This is a genomic window from Allobosea thiooxidans (genome assembly GCF_900168195.1).
GTDB classification, from domain to species: domain Bacteria; phylum Pseudomonadota; class Alphaproteobacteria; order Rhizobiales; family Beijerinckiaceae; genus Allobosea; species Allobosea thiooxidans.
The window spans coordinates 56,739-72,681 of sequence record NZ_FUYX01000008.1; the positions used below are offsets into that span (position 1 = coordinate 56,739).

A 15,943-nucleotide genomic window follows, 5' to 3' on the forward strand; every position below is an offset into this window, starting at 1 on the left:
CGCATTTTCTTCCGGTGAACCGGCGCCCGTTTCGCTCGAGAATGCTCTACCCCTTCAGGCCCAGGAAGGCGAAGGGCTTGGCGGGGACGAAGCTGCCGGTCGCATCGCCCGAATAGGTGTGGTCCTGATCCTTGCCGAGATCGAGCTTGCGCGCGCCGCCCGCAGGCGAGAAGTCGATCTTCTTGAGGTCGACCCAAAAGGTATTGGGCGTCAGGGCCGACTCGAAGAAGTAGAGCTTGCGGGCGTGGTCGAAGACGATGCGCCAGCGCGTCGAGGAGATGTTGGGCTGGTCGGGCGTCGTCAGCCCATAGGGCACCGAAACGTTGCGGATGACGCTGAAGACGCTGGCGACGGCGCGGTTCGGATCCGGATCCTTCGGGATGGCGTTCGCATAGAACGAGGCCCGCACGAAACGGTCGGAAGCGCGGTTGGTGCCGGGCAGCATGACGGTGCCGCCGATCTGCTTCCAATACTCGGCCAGCGCGAGCTGCTTGTCGAAGGTCGGCGAGTTGGTCATGACCTGATAGGCGCGGTCGTGATGGATGACCTGCCTGCCTCCGACATATTCGATGATGGCGCTGTCGCCGGTCGCGTCGGAGAGCGAGAGGTGGACGGTGGCGAGACGGTCCTCGCCCGGCATCATGTCTGTGACGAGGGTGAAGGGTTCCTCGCGCAAGGCGGCGACGGCCTCGCCCACCGTGGCGAAGTTGTCGAGCACATACTGGGCCCAGAGCGAGATGCTCAGCCCCGGTTTCGAGCCGGCCTCGAAGCGGGGATACTGGGATTCGACCAGCCAGAGCAGGTTGGCCGACAGCCCCGCATCGTTGACGCCGTCGCTGGTCGCGATGTCGTAGGCGGAGGCGATCACGCTGCCGTATTTCGCCGTCCAGCGCACGGTGTTGGCGCCGGTTTCGCCGGTGCGCTCGATGCCGCGCGGCAGGATCCAGAGATTGGTGGCGATGTCGCTCTTCCAATCCATCGAGCGCGCCGTGATCACGCTGCCGTTCGCGCCGAAATAGACGAACCGGGTGCAGGCCTGCGCGGCGGAGCTGGCCAGAAGGGTGCCGGCAAGGAGGATGGCCGCGCCCCGGTGCAAAAGCGACTTTCGGCCGCGCGTTCCAGATCCTGCTCGCATCATCCGCTGCTCTCTATCGGCTCGACGACGAAGGTCGCCGCCAGGGGTTGCTTTGCCGGCGGGCCGGTTGGCCGCGGCCAGCTTACGATGTCTGTCTGGTGCGGCAATCGCCCGTGTCGCGACGACCGTACCGAGGAGCGGCCGATCAGACCGCGATATTGTCGAGCAGGCGGGTGCCGCCGATGCGGGCGGCGATCAGCAGGCGCATCGGGCCGTCCGTCAGGGCGGTGACATGCGCGAGCGTCTCGGCGTGGCGGGCTTCGAGATAGTCGAGCTCGAAGCCCGCCGTGATGATCTCGTTCTGAGCCTGCGTGACCGCTTCGAGAAGCGGCTCCTCGTTGCGGATGCGGGCCGCCAGATCCTGCATGACCCGGTGGAGCGTCGGCGCCAGCGCCCGGTGCTCGGCCGAGAGGTAGCGGTTGCGCGAGGACATGGCGAGACCGTCGGCCTCGCGAATCGTCGCCAGCGGGACGATGCGGATGCCGAGGTCGAGATCGCCAGCCATGCGGGTCACGACCTTGAGCTGCTGGTAGTCCTTCTCGCCGAAGATGGCGCAATCGGCGCGCGACTGCGTGAAGAGCTTGCAGCAGATCGTCGCGACGCCCTCGAAATGGGTCGGCCGGAAGCGATCCTCCAGCCCGACGGCGGCCGGACCCAGCAGCAGCACGCGCGTGGCGAAGCCGGGCGGATACATCGCCTCGACCGGCGGGAAGAAGACGGCGTCGGCGCCGGCGGCGACGAGCTTGGCGCAATCGTCGTCGAAGGTGCGCGGGTATTTCTTGAAATCCTCATGCGGGGCGAATTGCGTCGGGTTGACGAAGATCGAGACGATGACGCGCTTCGCCTGGCGCCGTCCCTCCGTCACCAGCGCGATATGGCCCTCGTGCAGCGCGCCCATGGTCGGCACCAGCGCCACCTCCTCGCCGGCGGCATGCCAGCCGGCGACGGCTTCGCGCATCGCGGCGACCGTCTCGAAAACCGTGATCCCAGCCACTGTCCCGTCCTCCGTTTGGGCGACGGGTAGCAAATGCGGTCGCGATGGCCAATATCAGGACGAAGGGAACGATTCAGCCGGATCGATGGGTTGATGAGCGACAAGAACGATCGCGCTGTCGGCAAGGCCGCCGCGACCACGCCGGCAGGGCATTCACAGCCGGGCGAGATCGACCGCTTCCTGGGAGCGGCGAAACGCCTTGCGCCTTTCGCTTCCGGGCAGGCGGGCCGCCTCGTCTTTGCGCTCGACGCCACGATGAGCCGGCAGCCGAGCTGGGATCTCGCCTGCTCGCTGCAGGGCCGGATGTTCGAGGTGGCGGGGCAGAGCGGCGGCCTTGCGGTGCAACTCGTCTATTTCAGGGGGCTCGGCGAATGCCGCGCTTCGGGTTGGATCGGCGAGCCCGAGCGGCTGAAGGGGCTGATGAGCCGGATCGCCTGCGAGGGCGGCCAGACGCAGATCGCCCGTGTGCTGCGGCATGTCCGCGACGAGGCGAAGGCGGTGCCGCTGCGCGCCTTCGTCTTCGTCGGCGATGCGATGGAGGAGGACGTCGACGCGCTGGCGGCGCTGGCGGGCGAACTCGGCCTGCGCGGCATTCGGGGCTTCGTCTTCCAGGAAGGGTTCGATCCCGCGGCGAGTGCCGCCTTCGCGACGATCGCGCGGCTGACCGGCGGGGCGCATGCGCGCTTCGATGTCGGCGCGCCCGCCTCGCTGCTGGAACTCCTGCGCGGCGCTGCCGCCTACGCCGCCGGCGGGCGCGAGGCGATGCTGCGGCTCGCCGGGGCGAGCCCGGCGGTCAAGGGGCTGATCGCGGCGATGGATGGGGAGCGCAAGTGAGCCTGCTTTACGGCGTTGCCGTACTGATCCTGGTCTGGTGGCTGGCGAAGCTGTTCGCGGGCGCCAACCCCAAGGTGCTGGCGCGGCTGGCGAAGACGGTCGGCGGCGTCGCCTCGCTCGGCGTGGCGGGGCTGCTGATGCTGCGCGGCCGGATGGACATGGCGATCTTCCTCGGCGGCATCGGCGCCTGGCTCCTGGGCTGGAGCGCGACAGGGCCGGGCGGCATCCGCTTCCCCTGGGCCGATCGCGCCGGGCCGGCGGCGGGGGCGACCTCCCAGGTCGGGTCGGTGCTGCTGGAGATGGAGCTCGACCACGACAGCGGCGCCATGACCGGCCGGGTCAAGGCCGGCGCGCTGGCCGGGCGTGCCCTCGACAGCCTGGGCATGGCCGAACTTGCCGCGCTGATGCGCGAATGTCTGGCGCGGGATCCTGACGGAGCCCGGCTGCTAGAGGCATATCTCGACCGCCGGTCGCCCGGCTGGCGTGAAGACGCACAGCGTGACGGCGACGCGCGGAAGGGCGGCGCGCCGGGCGCGGGCGCGATGACGGAGCAGGAGGCCTACGAGATCCTGGGGCTTCAGCCGGGGGCGAGCGAGGACGCGGTCCGCGAAGCCCACCGGGCTCTGATGAAGCGCATCCATCCGGATGCCGGGGGCACCAGCGGCCTTGCCGCTCGCGTCAACCAGGCCAAGGACGTCCTGGTGAAGCAGCGATAGCGACGGGCTGGGGTAGGGCGTCTGCGACATGTCGTGAACTCCTTTCCCTGGCTGGTCAGCTGCGGGTGGCGAAGCAGGAGAAGCCGCCGCGCTTCAGCTGGGCGCAGGCGTTCTGCGCGTCCTTCGAGTCGTCGAAGCCGGCGAAGCGGGCGCGGAAGAGCGTGGAGCCGCCCTTCTCGACCTTCTCGGTGAAGGGCGAGGCGCTGGCGAGCGAGCCGGAAGCCTTGGCACGGGCGCGGGCGAGGATTTCCTTGGCCTTGCCCTCGTCATCGGTGGCGCCGAGCTGGATCACCCATTTCCCGGAGGCGACCACGGCCGCCTGATGGGACACGGCGCGGGCCGGCTCGGGCGCCTGCACCTTGGCCGGAACGACCTCGACCTTGCGCTGGACGCTCGCGGCGGGGGCTTCGGCGACCTTCACCGGCTCGGCGGCGGGCTCGGGCTCGGGCGCCTTGGCGATCGAGGAGGTGACGTCGACATTCGCCGGCGGGCGCAGCACCTTGGCGTCGGACGGCTGGGCGCCGATCGACCAGCGCATGGCCGAGGGGGTGGTGGTGGCGGCGACCGGCCGCATGCCGGAGAGCTGGAGCGGCTGGCCGCCGGCGGCGACCGGGCGCGGCGGCGCGATCGGAGTGGTGGTCGGCATCGGAGCATAGGCCCGGGCGGCGGCCGGCAGCGGCGCGTCGGCCATGGCTTCCGGGCGCGGCACCGGCATCGGCGCCGGCTCGGCCGCAGCGACGCGCGGGCGCTCTTCCGGACGCGGGCGCGGCTCGGGCTCGGGCGCTTCGGCGACCATGACCGAGGAACGGCCGCTGGTGGAGGCACGCGGCAGGCTGGCGAGCACCAGATCGGTCATGATCTTGTCGCGCGAGGCGCCGGAGCGGCCGCCGAGCACGACCGAGACGACATGCCGGCCTTCCGACTTGGCCGAGGTCATCAGGTTGAAGCCGGAGGCGCGGGTGTAGCCGGTCTTGATGCCATCGACGCCCTCGACCTTGCCGAGCAGGCGGTTATGGCCGCGGATGGTGCGGCTGCCGTACTGGAAGGCCCGCATCGAGAACAGCGGGTAGTATTTCGGGAAGCGTTCCTGGATGGCGCGGGCGAGGATGGTGAGGTCGCGCGCGGTCGTCAGGTTCGGCGGGGAATGCGGCAGGCCGTGCGGGTTGTAGAACCGCGTCGAGCCCATGCCGAGCGAACGCGCCTTGCGCGTCATCTGCTCGGCGAAGGCCTCCTCGGAGCCCGCGATGTTCTCGGCGACGACCACGGAGGAATCGTTGGCCGAGAGGGTGATCATGCTCTTGATGGCGTCCTCGACCGAGATGGTCGAGCCCGCCCGCAGGCCGAGCTTTGTCGGCGGCTGCGAGGCCGCGTAGGACGAGACCCTGAGCTCGGAATCCATCGAGAAGCGGCCGCGCTCCATCTGCTCGAACAGCATATAGAGCGTCATGACCTTGGTGAGGGAGGCCGGGATGCGCGCCGCATCCTCGTTGACCGCATGCAGCGTCCGGCCAGTCTTGGCGTCGACCACCATGGCGGCATAGGGCGGCGTGTAGCCACCGCCGGAATGGGCCCGGCGCTTGCGCGCCTCGGCCGGCGAAGATGCGATCGTGGCCGCGACCGCGGCGACGCCGATCAGCCCAATGACGACCCGCAGACGCGGCCGCCGCAACCCAACGCAACCCAGAACCATTTACCCGCCTCGAACTCGTACTGTCGGTTCTGTCCCACGGCCGGCTCCTCGTGGCGCGCAGGACACAGTGAGGGGAGGTTAGGTGGATGCGGTTACGGAGCCGTTAAAACTTGAACGGTTGCGACCGGAACGATCTGCGTTTGATGCAATGCAGCGTTCTCTTGACATTCATGTTGCGTTGCACAATATGTCGGCAGTCCCCGGTGGTGATCTCCTTCATACGACCTTTGGGGCGGCACGTCCGGCCACTTCGGCCCATTCACTTGATGACACCCGAGGTGTCAGGAGACGACCCATGATCCAGCAGTTCGAGACCATCCAGAAGGCTTCCAAAGAGAACGTCGATGCCGCGCTGAAGGCGTTCGGCGCCACCTCCAAGGGCGTGCAGTCGATCGCCGTCGAGGCGACGGACTATGCCAAGAAGTCCTTCGAGGCCAGCACCGCCACGCTCGAGAAGCTCGCCGGCGTGAAGACCTTCGACAAGGCCCTGGAGATCCAGGCCGACTATCTCAAGGCTTCGTTCGAGGGCGCCGTCGCCCAGCTCACCAAGATGGGCGAGCTCTACACCGCTCTCGCCAAGGATGCCTACAAGCCGTTCGAAGGCATCGTCTCGAAGGCCGTCCCGACCGCCCCGAAGGCGTGATGTCGGCAGGCTGCCGAGTGGCGGCCTGATCTTCGAAAGAGTTCAGTTGCGTTTGAAGCCCGGTCGCGAGATCGGGCTTTTTCTGTTGTGTGTTGCGCGCCGGCTTCCGGCTGACGCCTGCTGCGGCCGTGTGAGCGCGGGGCGGCGATTCCAGCCCCGGGCGGGGGCTGTGCTAAATTCGGTTCCGGCTGCCGGGATGGAGGAACGATCGGACGCGACGCCCCCAAAAACCGAACAGGACGGGAGAGCCGAACGATGCGCGCAAGATGGATCGAATGTGCCGCTGCTGCCGGATTGCTGGCACTCACCACGAGCCCCGGCGGAGCTCAGACTGCCGCCGAGATGACCTTCTTCGTCACCAGCGCCGGCTCCGGCAAGGGAGCCGATCTGGGAGGCCTGCAAGGCGCGGATGCGATCTGCCAACGCCTCGCCCAGGCGGTCGGCGCCGGTGGCAAGACGTGGCGGGCCTATCTGTCGACGCAGGCCACAGGCGGTGCGGCGGCGGTGAATGCGCGGGACCGCATCGGCGCCGGCCCGTGGCGCAACGCCAAGGGAGCGGTGATCGCCAGCAGCGTCGCCGACTTGCACGGTGCAGCCGCGAGCCTGACGAAGCAGACCGCGCTCAATGAAAAGGGCGAGCCGGTCAACGGCGCCGGCGACACCCCCAACCAGCATGACATGCTGACGGGCTCGCAGGCGGACGGGACGGCATTCGGACCGGGCGAGGATCGCACCTGCGGCAACTACACCAAGAGCGGTGCCGAGGGCGCGGTGATGCTCGGCCATCATGACCGCAGGGGGCTCGACGATTCCCCGCCCGCGAAATCCTGGAACATGTCGCATCTCTCGCGCGGCGGCTGCAGCCAGGAAGCGCTCAAGGGTACGGGCGGGGCCGGGCTGTTCTACTGCTTCGCCGCCAATTGAGGCGACCGGGCCTGGGATGGGAGCGGGCTCTCGGTCGATGGCGGCCGGGTCGGCTCCCGAACGGATGGGGGCATCGAGCCAAGGCGTCTCGCCGCCCCTCGGGAGTTGGTGGCTTGTGTGATCGGCGCCTGCCCCTACGCATGCCGCTCCTCACTTTTGAACCGATTGAAAACGCGGCCGGAACGGCGCATGTCTAGGGCGGACGCGCCGCCGCCGCGGCGCCGGAGGTTTCGGTTCCCGCCATGCTCGACAAGTCTGCGCCGCCCCGCACGCTCAAGCTCAATGCCGCCGACAACGTCGTCGTTGCGGTCGATCCCGTCGATGCCGGCGTGACGGCGGCCGGCGTCGAGGCGCTGAAGCGCATCCCGCGCGGGCACAAGATGGCGATCGCGCCGATCGCCAAGGACCAGCCGATCCGCAAGTTCGGGCAGATCATCGGCTTCGCCGCGGTCAACATCCCGCCGGGCGAATGGGTGCACGAGCACAATACCGGCTTCCACGCCTTCGATCGCGATTACGCCTTCAGTGCCGAGGCGAAGCCGGAATTCGTGCTGCCGGTCGAGCGGCAGGCGACCTTCGAAGGCTTCCGCCGGGCGAGCGGCAAGGCCGGCACGCGCAACTATGTCGGCATCCTGACCTCGGTGAACTGCTCGGCCTCGGCCGCGCGCTTCATGGCGGAGGAGGTGAAGCGCTCCGGCCTGCTCGACGACTATCCCAATGTCGACGGCGTCATCGCGCTGACCCACGGCACCGGCTGCGGCATCGACTACAACGGCGAGAGCTTCGAGGTGCTGAAGCGCACCACCTGGGGCTATGCCTGCAACCCGAACATGGCGGCGGTCCTCGTCGTCGGCCTCGGCTGCGAGGGCTTCCAGATCAGCCGCATGAAGGAAGCCTATGGCGTCACGGAGAGCGACGTCTTCCGCACGCTGACCATCCAGGAGACCGGCGGCACGAAGAAGGCGGTCGCCGCCGGCATCGATGCGCTGAAGACGATGCTGCCGATCGCCAACCGGGCGAAGCGCGAGACCGTGCCGGCTTCCGAACTGATGCTGGCCCTGCAATGCGGCGGCTCGGATGGCTATTCCGGCATCACCGCCAACCCGGCGCTGGGCGCGGCCGTCGATATCCTCGTCGAGCATGGCGGCACGGCGATCCTCTCCGAGACGCCCGAGATCTACGGCGCCGAACACCTGCTCACCCGCCGGGCTGCGACGCGCGAGGTCGGCGAGAAGCTCGTCGGCATCATCAAGTGGTGGGAGGACTACACCGAGCGCGCCCGGATGAGCATGAACAACAACCCCTCCCCGGGGAACAAGGCGGGCGGGCTCACCACCATCCTGGAGAAGTCGCTGGGCGCGGCAGCCAAGGGCGGCACCAAGACGCTCTCGGCGGTGTACCATTATGCCGAGCCGGTGACGGAGAAGGGCTTCGTCTACATGGACACGCCCGGCTACGACCCGGTCGCGGCGACGGGGCAGGTGGCGGGCGGCGCCAACATCCTCGCCTTCACCACCGGCCGCGGCTCGGCCTATGGCTGCAAGCCCACGCCCTCGATGAAGCTCGCGACCAACACGCCGATCTACGAGAAGATGATCGACGACATGGACATCAACTGCGGCGACGTGCTCGACGGCGTCTCGCTGGAGCAGAAGGGCCGCGAGATCTTCGAGGCGATGCTCAAGGTCGCCTCGGGCGAGAAGACCAAATCCGAGCAGCTCGGCTATGGCGACGCCGAATTCGTGCCCTGGCAGATCGGCGCGACGATGTAAAAAGGGCTTCGGCCGCTTTTGAACCCAATCGCGATCTGGCGCGACCTATGCACGGGGCCGGACCGCTGCGAAGCGGACCGGCCCTTCCATTGTCGGTTGGGGACTATCATGAAGACCGTATTTCTCGTCACGATCCCGCGCGTCCTGCTCGGGCTGCTTTTCCTCGTCAGCGCCATCGACGGTTTCTGGTGGCTGGCGACGGGCAACAACCTGATCCATCCGCCCACCAGCGAGCAGGGGCTCGCCTTCGAGGCTGCCTTGCAGGGCTCCGGTTTCGTCTGGCCGCTGATCAAGGCGGTGAACCTGATCGGCGGTGCCAGCCTGCTGTTCAACCTGGCGCCGGCCTTCGGCCTCGTGCTGATCGCCCCGATCCTGACGGTGATCGTGTTCTTCCACTTCGTGCTGAACGCGCAGGGCATCCCCGTCGCGATCATCGTCGCCGTGCTGGGGGCGATGCTGGCCTTCGCCTATCGCGATCGCTACGCGGCGCTGTTCCGGTAGAGTTTCGCTTCCAGGGGAGGCGCGGCCCGCTTTCGCGTCATGGTCGGGCTTGTCCCGACCATCCACGCCTTCGCCGGTCGAAGGCCGTGCTCAAGACGCGGATGCTCGCCACGAGGGCGAGCATGACCGTGAGGCTGGCAGCCCGTCAGAGCGAGAAGCCCTTCAGCCGCTCGCCGAGCAGGCCGATCCGGTCGGCGGCGACATTGGCTATGGCGATGCGCAGATGGTTTTCCTGCCCGGGGCCGAAATAGGGACCGGGCAGAGCGAGTACGCCGCGCTCCTCGACGAGGCGGCGGGCGACCTCGGCCGCAGGCACGCCCTCGAAGGGATGGGCGACATAGGCGAAATAGGCGCCGGCCGAAAGCACGCGCCAATCGTTCAACGGCGCCATCGTCTCGCGGAACAGCGTGGCGCGCGCGTTGATCTCGGCGCGGTTGCGTTCGCGCCAGTCGCGGATGCCCTCGATGCCCCAGGTCACGGCGGCCTGGCCGGCGCGCACCGGACTGATCTGGACGCAGTCGAGCACCTTGCCGATCTGCGCGATCGCAGGCTCGCCGGCCGTGATCGCGCCGAGCCGCCAGCCCGGCACGGCATAGGCCTTGGAGAAGCTGTACAGGCCGATCACGGAATCCTGCCAGCCGCTTGCGGCGAAGACCTCATGCGGTTTCGCAGTCGCTGCGGGCAGGAAGTCGCGATAGGTCTCGTCGAGCACCAGCCAGATGCCGCGCCGGGCGCAGAGCGCCGCGAAGGCGGCGATCGTCTGCGGCGGATAGACCGCGCCGGTCGGGTTGTTGGGGGTGACGAGGACGATGGCGCGTGTGCGGGCGTCGATCAGCGCCTCGGCCGCGGCCGCATCCGGCACGAAGCCCGCCTCCGGCGCACAGGGCAGCGGGCGGGCCTCGACGCCGAGCATCGTCAGCGTCATCTCGTGGTTGAAATACCAGGGCGTCGGCAGCAGCACATTGTCGCCGGCGCGGGCGAGCGCCATCATCGTCACGACATAGGCCTGGTTGCAGCCTGAGGTGATCGCGACCTCGCCGGCGGCGAAGGGCGCGCCGTAGCAGCGGGCGAGCTCCGCCGCGTAAGCCTCGCGCAGCGCTGCATCGCCGGTGATGCCGCCATAGCGCGTCGCCGCGGGATCGGCGGCGGCTTCGCCCAGCCGCTCGAGCAGGGCCTGGGGCGGCGGCGCGCCGGGCACGGCCTGCGACAGGTCGATCAGCGGGCCGGAACGGCCGTCATAGCGTCGTGCCCAGCCCTGCGCCTCCGGGATCGGCGGCGTGCCGGTGTCGACGAGGTCGGGATTGAGCGAGGCGGGGGCGATCGTCGGCATGGTCCGAATGCTTTGCGGTGCGCGCCCGCTTCCGTCAATTGCCTTGGAAGCGTCGCAGCCACACGCCATATCTGGAAAGCTTCCAGTGCAGCCGAGCGGAAAGGCCGATGCAGGACGAGACCGAAGACGCGATCGCCGAACTCCACGCCTTGCTCGACCGGGCCGACAGCATCGTCAGCTTCACGGGCGCCGGCATCTCGACGGAGTCGGGCGTGCCAGATTTCCGCTCGCCGGGCTCGCCCTGGATGATCAACAAGCCGATCCCGTTCGAGGCCTTCGTCCAGAGCCGCGAGGCGCGGATCGAGGCCTGGCGCCGCAAATTCGCGATGGACGACCATTATCGCGACGCGCGGCCCAATGTCGGCCACCGGGCGCTGGCCCGGCTGGTGGCGGAGGGGCGTTCGCCCGCGATCGTGACGCAGAACATCGACGGGCTGCACCAGGCCTCCGGCGTGCCCGGGGACAAGGTGATCGAGCTGCACGGCAACGGCACCTATGCGACCTGCCTGACCTGCGGCTGGCGCCATGAGCTCGCGGCGATCCGCCCGGCCTTCGAGGCGACGGGCGAGCCGCCGAGCTGCATGATCTGCGCCGGCCCGGTGAAGTCGGCGACGATCTCCTTCGGGCAGGCGATGCCGCAGGAGGCGATGATGCGGGCGCAGGCGCTGACGCTGGAATGCGACCTGTTCCTGGTGGTCGGCTCGTCCCTCGTCGTCTATCCGGCGGCGACGCTGCCGGTGATCGCCAAGCGGCAAGGCGCCAAGCTCGTGATCCTCAACCGGGAGCCGACGGAGCTCGATCCGATCGCCGATCTGGTGATCCGGGCCGAGAGCGGGGTGGTGCTGGGCTCCTTGCCGGGGTGACGGGCATCAATCGCGTGACGCGAGCGCCAGCCTGAGGGCCAGGCCGCCGAACACCGCGCCCATCAGTCTTTGCGGCAGGCGCGCCAGGGCCGGCCGGCGCGACAGGGCATGGCCGATGCGGCTTGCGGCGAGGATGACGATGCCGTTCGCCAGAAGGCCCATGGCATTCAGGATCGTCGCGAGAACGATGACCTGAAGCGCGATCGAGCCCAGTTCCGGTTTCAGGAACTGCGGCAGCAATGCGAGCATGAAGAGCGCCATCTTCGGGTTCAGCAGATTGGTCCAGAGCCCCTGCAGGAAGATGCGCCGCAGGGATATGGCCGGCACGCGGCCCGGCGCGAAGAGCGGCGCCTGCGAGCGCAGGGTCGTCCAGGCGAGGTAGGCGAGATAGGCCGCGCCCAGCCAGCGCAACACATCATACGCCGTCGGCACGAGAATGAAGAGCTGGGACAGGCCGAATGCCGCGGCGAAAGCCTGCAGATAGCTGCCGATCGCAATGCCGGCATAGGTGAGCAGGCCGGCCGCGCGCCCCTGGCTGAGGCTGCGCGAAGCGATCAGCAGCATATCGGGCCCGGGCGTGGCGGTGAGGACCGCCGCCGCAGCGGTGAAGAGCGCGAGCGTGGACAGGTCGAGCATGGTGATCCCGAGGAGACCGGCCGGGGCATGCTGCCACGGCGGGGGCGGCGCCGCCAGCTCCTCCGACGATCCGGCGGCCGGCCCAGTCGTCGGGTCGGCCGGATGATGTGGACGACTTTTTTGAGGCTGTATTCCGAATCCGCTGGGGTGGTATCGTGACAGCGCGAATCAAGCGTTGCGCGTGGGGGTGAGCGGCACATGTCCGACGAATTCGGTGAGAGCGGGCGGCCACCGATGGGTCCCATCCAGTCACTCAATCGTGTCGTGCGGCTCGATGGGCCGGTCGGCCATGCCTCCGAAGTGCCGGCCGAGGTCGTCGGCTACGTCAAATGGTTCGACGTCTCCAAGGGCTATGGCTTCGTCGTCCCGGAGAGCGGCGGGACGGATATCCTCCTGCACGTCACCATCCTGAAGCGCGATGGATTCAATACGATAGCCGAAGGCGCTCGCATCGTGCTCGAAGCGATCGACAAGGCGCGCGGACGCCAGGCGGTGCGCGTGCTCTCGATCGACACCTCCGCCGGCCGGCATCCTTCCGAGATGCCGATGGCGCGCACCAATGTCGCGGTGACGCCGACGAGCGGGCTGGAGCGCATGGTGGTGAAGTGGTTCAACCGCCTGCGCGGCTTCGGCTTCGTCTCGAAGGGCGAGGGCGCGCCTGATGTCTTCGTCCATATGGAGACGCTGCGCCGCTATGGGCTCGTCGAGCTCATCCCCGGCCAGACGGTGCTGGTGCGCTACGGGCCCGGCCCGAAGGGGCTGATGGCGGCCGAGGTGCGGCTCGAACAGGGTGGCCCCGCGGCCTCGCATTGAGCAACGGGTAAGCATGCCGGCGAAACCGGCAGGCGATCTGCCCATTTTCACGCCGCTTTCGTGATGGCCGGCTCGATCCGAGCGCCGGTTTTTACCTTTCATCAATGGCTGTGGCTATGATGAGGCCTTCCTTGGAGGCCTCATCCCATCCTTCTGCTCGTCAGCGATCGCGAAGACCGGCGCCAGGCGCTGCAACGCGCGCTCTCGATATGGGGGCCGTGCGAGGCGCAGGGTGGAACCGCGCCGACCGGCCGCGAGGCCGGGCGGTTGCTGGTCGTCGACCTCGACCTGTCCGGGCGGGGCGCGGTGGAGACGGCGCGCCACGCGCTCGCCCCACATCGCCGGGCCGGAACGCCTTCGTTATTCCTGCTGCGTGATTCCTCGGCGCACTGCCTGATGCAAGCCAATGCGCTCGGCGCCCGCGAGACCTTGCCGGCGGATGCTCCGCCGGCACTGCTGCTCGACACGGTCGGGGCGATGCTCGGCCTGATGGGAGAGGCCGGCGAAGGCGCAAGGATCGAGCGCCACTTCGTCGCCGCCTCGGCTGCGCTGGCCGATCTGCTCGACGCGGCCGGAAGCGGCGGCAGGCTGCCAATCACGGCGATCAACGACAGCATCGAGGCGCTCAACCGTGCGGCCGATGGCGGAGACCTCAATGCCTGGCTCGACATGGTCTGGCGGCATGACGATGCCACCTACCAGCATTGCCTGCTGGTCTCCGGGATTGCTGCGGCCTTCGCGCAGCGCCTCGGCTTTCGCGAGGCCGATCGCCGGCTGATCACCGGGGCCGCTGTGCTGCACGATGTCGGCAAGGCGCGCATCCCGCTCGACATCCTGCACAAGCCGGGCCGGCTAACGGCGGCCGAATGGGAGGTCGTGCAGCGGCATCCGCAGATCGGCCATGACATGCTGGTGGCGGAAGGGGGCTTCGACCCGATGGTTCTGGCCGTGGCGCTGTCGCACCACGAACATCTCGACGGTTCCGGCTATCCGCATGGCCTGCGGGGCGCGCAGATTCCCGACCCGGTGCGGATGATCACGATCTGCGACATCTACGCCGCCCTGATCGAGCGGCGCGCCTACAAGCAGCCGATGCCGCCGGAGGAGGCTTATGCCGTCCTCGTCGAGATGCAGGGCAAGCTCGACCGCGACCTGGTACGGGTCTTCGGCGACGTCGTCCTGGCAGGCTCGATCGCCCGGCTTGGCCGGTATCGCGCTTCAGCTCCGGGGCGAGGGGTCGGGAAGGTCGCCTGAAGGGGCGGGCTTGCCTAGACCGCGAAGGAGGTCCCGCAGCCGCAGGAGCTCGACGCGTTCGGGTTGGTGATGCGGAAGGACTGGCCGATCAGGTCGTCGACGAAATCGATGGTGCAGCCTTCGAGCAGGTCGAGCGAGGTTTCGTCGATCAGCACGGTCGCGCCGTCGCGTTCGATCACGAGATCGTCCTGCGTCTTCTCGCGGTCGACGTCGAAGACATATTGGAAGCCCGAGCAGCCGCCGCCGGCCACGCTGATGCGCAGCATCGAGCCGGGCGGCTCGTTCGCCATCACCGACAGAATCTGTTTCGCGGCATTCGCGGTGACCGCGATGCCGCGCGGATTGACCGCAAGATCGGTCGACATGTTTCAGATGCTCCTTGCACCTTGCTCGCCCGGAAAGGTAATGCCCCGGCAGCGCCTCCACAAGGACGAGGCCGCGACGGGGCTGCCATGCCGGATCCACAGAGCCCGCCTCAAGGCTTTTCTCCTCCGCACGGCATCGAGCCGGGCGAGCGCTGGCGCGCGCCCTATGCCTGCCGCTCCAGCACCAGCCGCGGGCGACTGATCGGAGAGCCGGCCTCGGCGACGCGCGGCGAATTCCAGCGCGACCGCGACCGCATCATCCATTCGACCGCCTTTCGCCGCCTGAAGCACAAGACGCAGGTCTTCGTCTCGCATGAGGGCGACCATTACCGCACGCGTCTGACCCACACGATCGAGGTGGCGCAGATCGCCCGTGCCCTGGCGCGCGCGCTCGGCCTCGACGAGGACCTGGCCGAGGCACTGGCCCTGGCCCATGATCTCGGCCACACGCCCTTCGGCCATACCGGCGAGGACGCGCTGGAAGAATGCATGGCCGGCTTCGGCGGCTTCGACCACAACGCCCAGACGCTGAGGATCGTGACGCGGCTGGAGCGGCGCTATGCCGATTTCGACGGGCTCAACCTGAGCTGGGAGACGCTCGAGGGGCTGGTCAAGCACAACGGCCCGCTTCTCGACCGTCAGGGCAGGCCGACGGCCCGCTACGCCAAGACGGGCATCCCGGTGGCGATCGTCGAATATCAGCATCGCCAGGATCTCTGGCTCGACAGCTACGCCTCGGCCGAGGCGCAGGCCGCGGCGCTGGCCGACGACATCGCCTACAATGCCCATGACATCGACGATGGCCTACGGGCCGGGCTGTTCGGCCATGCCGAGCTTCGGGCCGTGCCCTTCCTGGCCGGGCTGCTGGACGAGATCGAGCGGCTGCATCCGGGGCTGGAGCGGCCGCGCGCGACCAACGAGCTGGTGCGGCGGGTCATCACCCGCTTCGTCGAGGACGTGATCGCGGAATCGCAGCGGCGCCTGGCCGCTCTGGCGCCAGCCGATGCCGACGCGATCCGCCGCGCCGACCGGTCGGTGATCGCCTTCTCGCCGGCGATCGAGACGGCCGACCGCGACATCAAGGGCTTCCTCTATCCGAACATGTACCGCCATCCGCGCATCGCGCCGATCCGGGCCGATGCGGCGCAGGTGGTGCGCGAGCTGTTCGCCCGCTTCAGCGCCGATCCGGCTGCGATGCCGGAGGAATGGGCAGCGGGCTGCGACGGCCTCGACGAGCACCGGCGCGCGCGGCGAATCGCCGACTACATCGCCGGGATGACGGACTGGTACGCGCTCGACGAGCACCGGCGCCTGTTTGACGCCACTCCCTCGCTGCGATAGGGCCGGTCGCCCGTACAAATATGTTCGAGCCTGGATGAGCCCTCATCCTGAGGAGCGCTTCGTCGAAGCGCGTCTCGAAGGATGGCCCAGGAGGCTTCAGAATGACTGGAGCATCCTTCGAGACGCAAGCTT

At 68.5% G+C, this 15,943-nt stretch carries 16 protein-coding genes; 10 read left to right on the plus strand and 6 right to left on the minus strand.

The window, feature by feature from the left end:
- Positions 1-46: 46 nt before the first annotated feature.
- Both B5Y19_RS15280 and panC read right to left on the minus strand, forming a co-directional pair.
- The gene (locus tag B5Y19_RS15280) at positions 47-1,135 is read right to left on the minus strand and encodes a linear amide C-N hydrolase (protein WP_079591698.1); all 1,089 of its coding nucleotides are present in this window, start codon (positions 1,133-1,135) and stop codon (positions 47-49) included.
- A gap of 145 nt (positions 1,136-1,280) precedes the next feature.
- Complete coding sequence (panC, locus tag B5Y19_RS15285; RefSeq protein WP_280174385.1) at positions 1,281-2,129, minus strand: pantoate--beta-alanine ligase; 849 nt, start codon at positions 2,127-2,129, stop codon at positions 1,281-1,283.
- 93 nt (positions 2,130-2,222) lie between these two features.
- On the opposite strand from panC, the gene B5Y19_RS15290 reads away from it, so the two are divergent.
- Positions 2,223-2,963, plus strand: coding sequence for a hypothetical protein (locus B5Y19_RS15290; protein ID WP_055728452.1), 741 nt, complete (start codon positions 2,223-2,225; stop codon positions 2,961-2,963).
- The gene (locus B5Y19_RS15295; protein WP_055728451.1) at positions 2,960-3,679 is read left to right on the plus strand and encodes a DnaJ domain-containing protein; all 720 of its coding nucleotides are present in this window, start codon (positions 2,960-2,962) and stop codon (positions 3,677-3,679) included. Before B5Y19_RS15290 ends, B5Y19_RS15295 begins: the two co-directional genes overlap by 4 nt.
- 55 nt (positions 3,680-3,734) lie before the next feature.
- On the opposite strand, the gene B5Y19_RS15300 is transcribed toward B5Y19_RS15295, so the two are convergent.
- Positions 3,735-5,369 carry an SPOR domain-containing protein gene (locus B5Y19_RS15300; protein ID WP_079591676.1) on the minus strand — a complete coding sequence of 545 codons (1,635 nt, stop codon included), beginning with the start codon at positions 5,367-5,369 and terminating at the stop codon, positions 3,735-3,737.
- Between the two features lie 295 nt (positions 5,370-5,664).
- On the opposite strand from B5Y19_RS15300, the gene B5Y19_RS15305 reads away from it, so the two are divergent.
- The 4 genes from B5Y19_RS15305 (at position 5,665) to B5Y19_RS15320 (ending at position 9,209) form a co-directional block, all read left to right on the plus strand.
- Complete coding sequence (locus B5Y19_RS15305) at positions 5,665-6,012, plus strand: phasin family protein (protein ID WP_055728449.1); 348 nt, start codon at positions 5,665-5,667, stop codon at positions 6,010-6,012.
- A 255-nt stretch (positions 6,013-6,267) separates the two neighbouring features.
- Positions 6,268-6,936: a hypothetical protein gene (locus tag B5Y19_RS15310; RefSeq protein ID WP_139384409.1), complete on the plus strand. Its 669-nt coding sequence runs from the start codon at positions 6,268-6,270 to the stop codon at positions 6,934-6,936.
- Positions 6,937-7,178: 242 nt separating this feature from the next.
- Positions 7,179-8,708: a D-arabinonate dehydratase gene (locus tag B5Y19_RS15315; protein ID WP_079591678.1), complete on the plus strand. Its 1,530-nt coding sequence runs from the start codon at positions 7,179-7,181 to the stop codon at positions 8,706-8,708.
- A 108-nt stretch (positions 8,709-8,816) separates the two neighbouring features.
- A complete protein-coding gene (locus B5Y19_RS15320) occupies positions 8,817-9,209 on the plus strand; it encodes a hypothetical protein (protein ID WP_055728446.1) in 393 nt (130 codons plus the stop codon).
- 145 nt (positions 9,210-9,354) lie between these two features.
- On the opposite strand, the gene B5Y19_RS15325 is transcribed toward B5Y19_RS15320, so the two are convergent.
- A complete protein-coding gene (locus B5Y19_RS15325; protein WP_055728445.1) occupies positions 9,355-10,539 on the minus strand; it encodes an aminotransferase in 1,185 nt (394 codons plus the stop codon).
- A 107-nt stretch (positions 10,540-10,646) separates the two neighbouring features.
- Here B5Y19_RS15325 and B5Y19_RS15330 point away from each other — a divergent pair, with 107 nt between their 5' ends.
- Positions 10,647-11,402, plus strand: a complete 756-nt coding sequence (locus B5Y19_RS15330) for an SIR2 family NAD-dependent protein deacylase (protein WP_055728444.1) — start codon at positions 10,647-10,649, stop codon at positions 11,400-11,402.
- A gap of 6 nt (positions 11,403-11,408) precedes the next feature.
- Here B5Y19_RS15330 and B5Y19_RS15335 read toward each other — a convergent pair whose 3' ends face one another.
- Positions 11,409-12,038: a LysE family translocator gene (locus B5Y19_RS15335; protein WP_079591679.1), complete on the minus strand. Its 630-nt coding sequence runs from the start codon at positions 12,036-12,038 to the stop codon at positions 11,409-11,411.
- A 198-nt stretch (positions 12,039-12,236) separates the two neighbouring features.
- On the opposite strand from B5Y19_RS15335, the gene B5Y19_RS15340 reads away from it, so the two are divergent.
- Both B5Y19_RS15340 and B5Y19_RS15345 read left to right on the plus strand, forming a co-directional pair.
- Positions 12,237-12,851 (plus strand): cold-shock protein, encoded by a 615-nt coding sequence (locus B5Y19_RS15340; protein WP_055728442.1) that lies wholly within the window; start codon positions 12,237-12,239, stop codon positions 12,849-12,851.
- A 267-nt stretch (positions 12,852-13,118) separates the two neighbouring features.
- Positions 13,119-14,105, plus strand: coding sequence for an HD-GYP domain-containing protein (locus B5Y19_RS15345; protein WP_055728441.1), 987 nt, complete (start codon positions 13,119-13,121; stop codon positions 14,103-14,105).
- 14 nt (positions 14,106-14,119) lie between these two features.
- Here B5Y19_RS15345 and B5Y19_RS15350 read toward each other — a convergent pair whose 3' ends face one another.
- Positions 14,120-14,470, minus strand: a complete 351-nt coding sequence (locus B5Y19_RS15350; RefSeq protein ID WP_079591680.1) for a HesB/IscA family protein — start codon at positions 14,468-14,470, stop codon at positions 14,120-14,122.
- An 87-nt stretch (positions 14,471-14,557) separates the two neighbouring features.
- On the opposite strand from B5Y19_RS15350, the gene B5Y19_RS15355 reads away from it, so the two are divergent.
- Entirely contained in the window at positions 14,558-15,811 is a 1,254-nt protein-coding gene (locus tag B5Y19_RS15355) for a deoxyguanosinetriphosphate triphosphohydrolase (protein WP_055728439.1), read from the plus strand.
- The last annotated feature ends 132 nt before the right edge of the window (positions 15,812-15,943 follow it).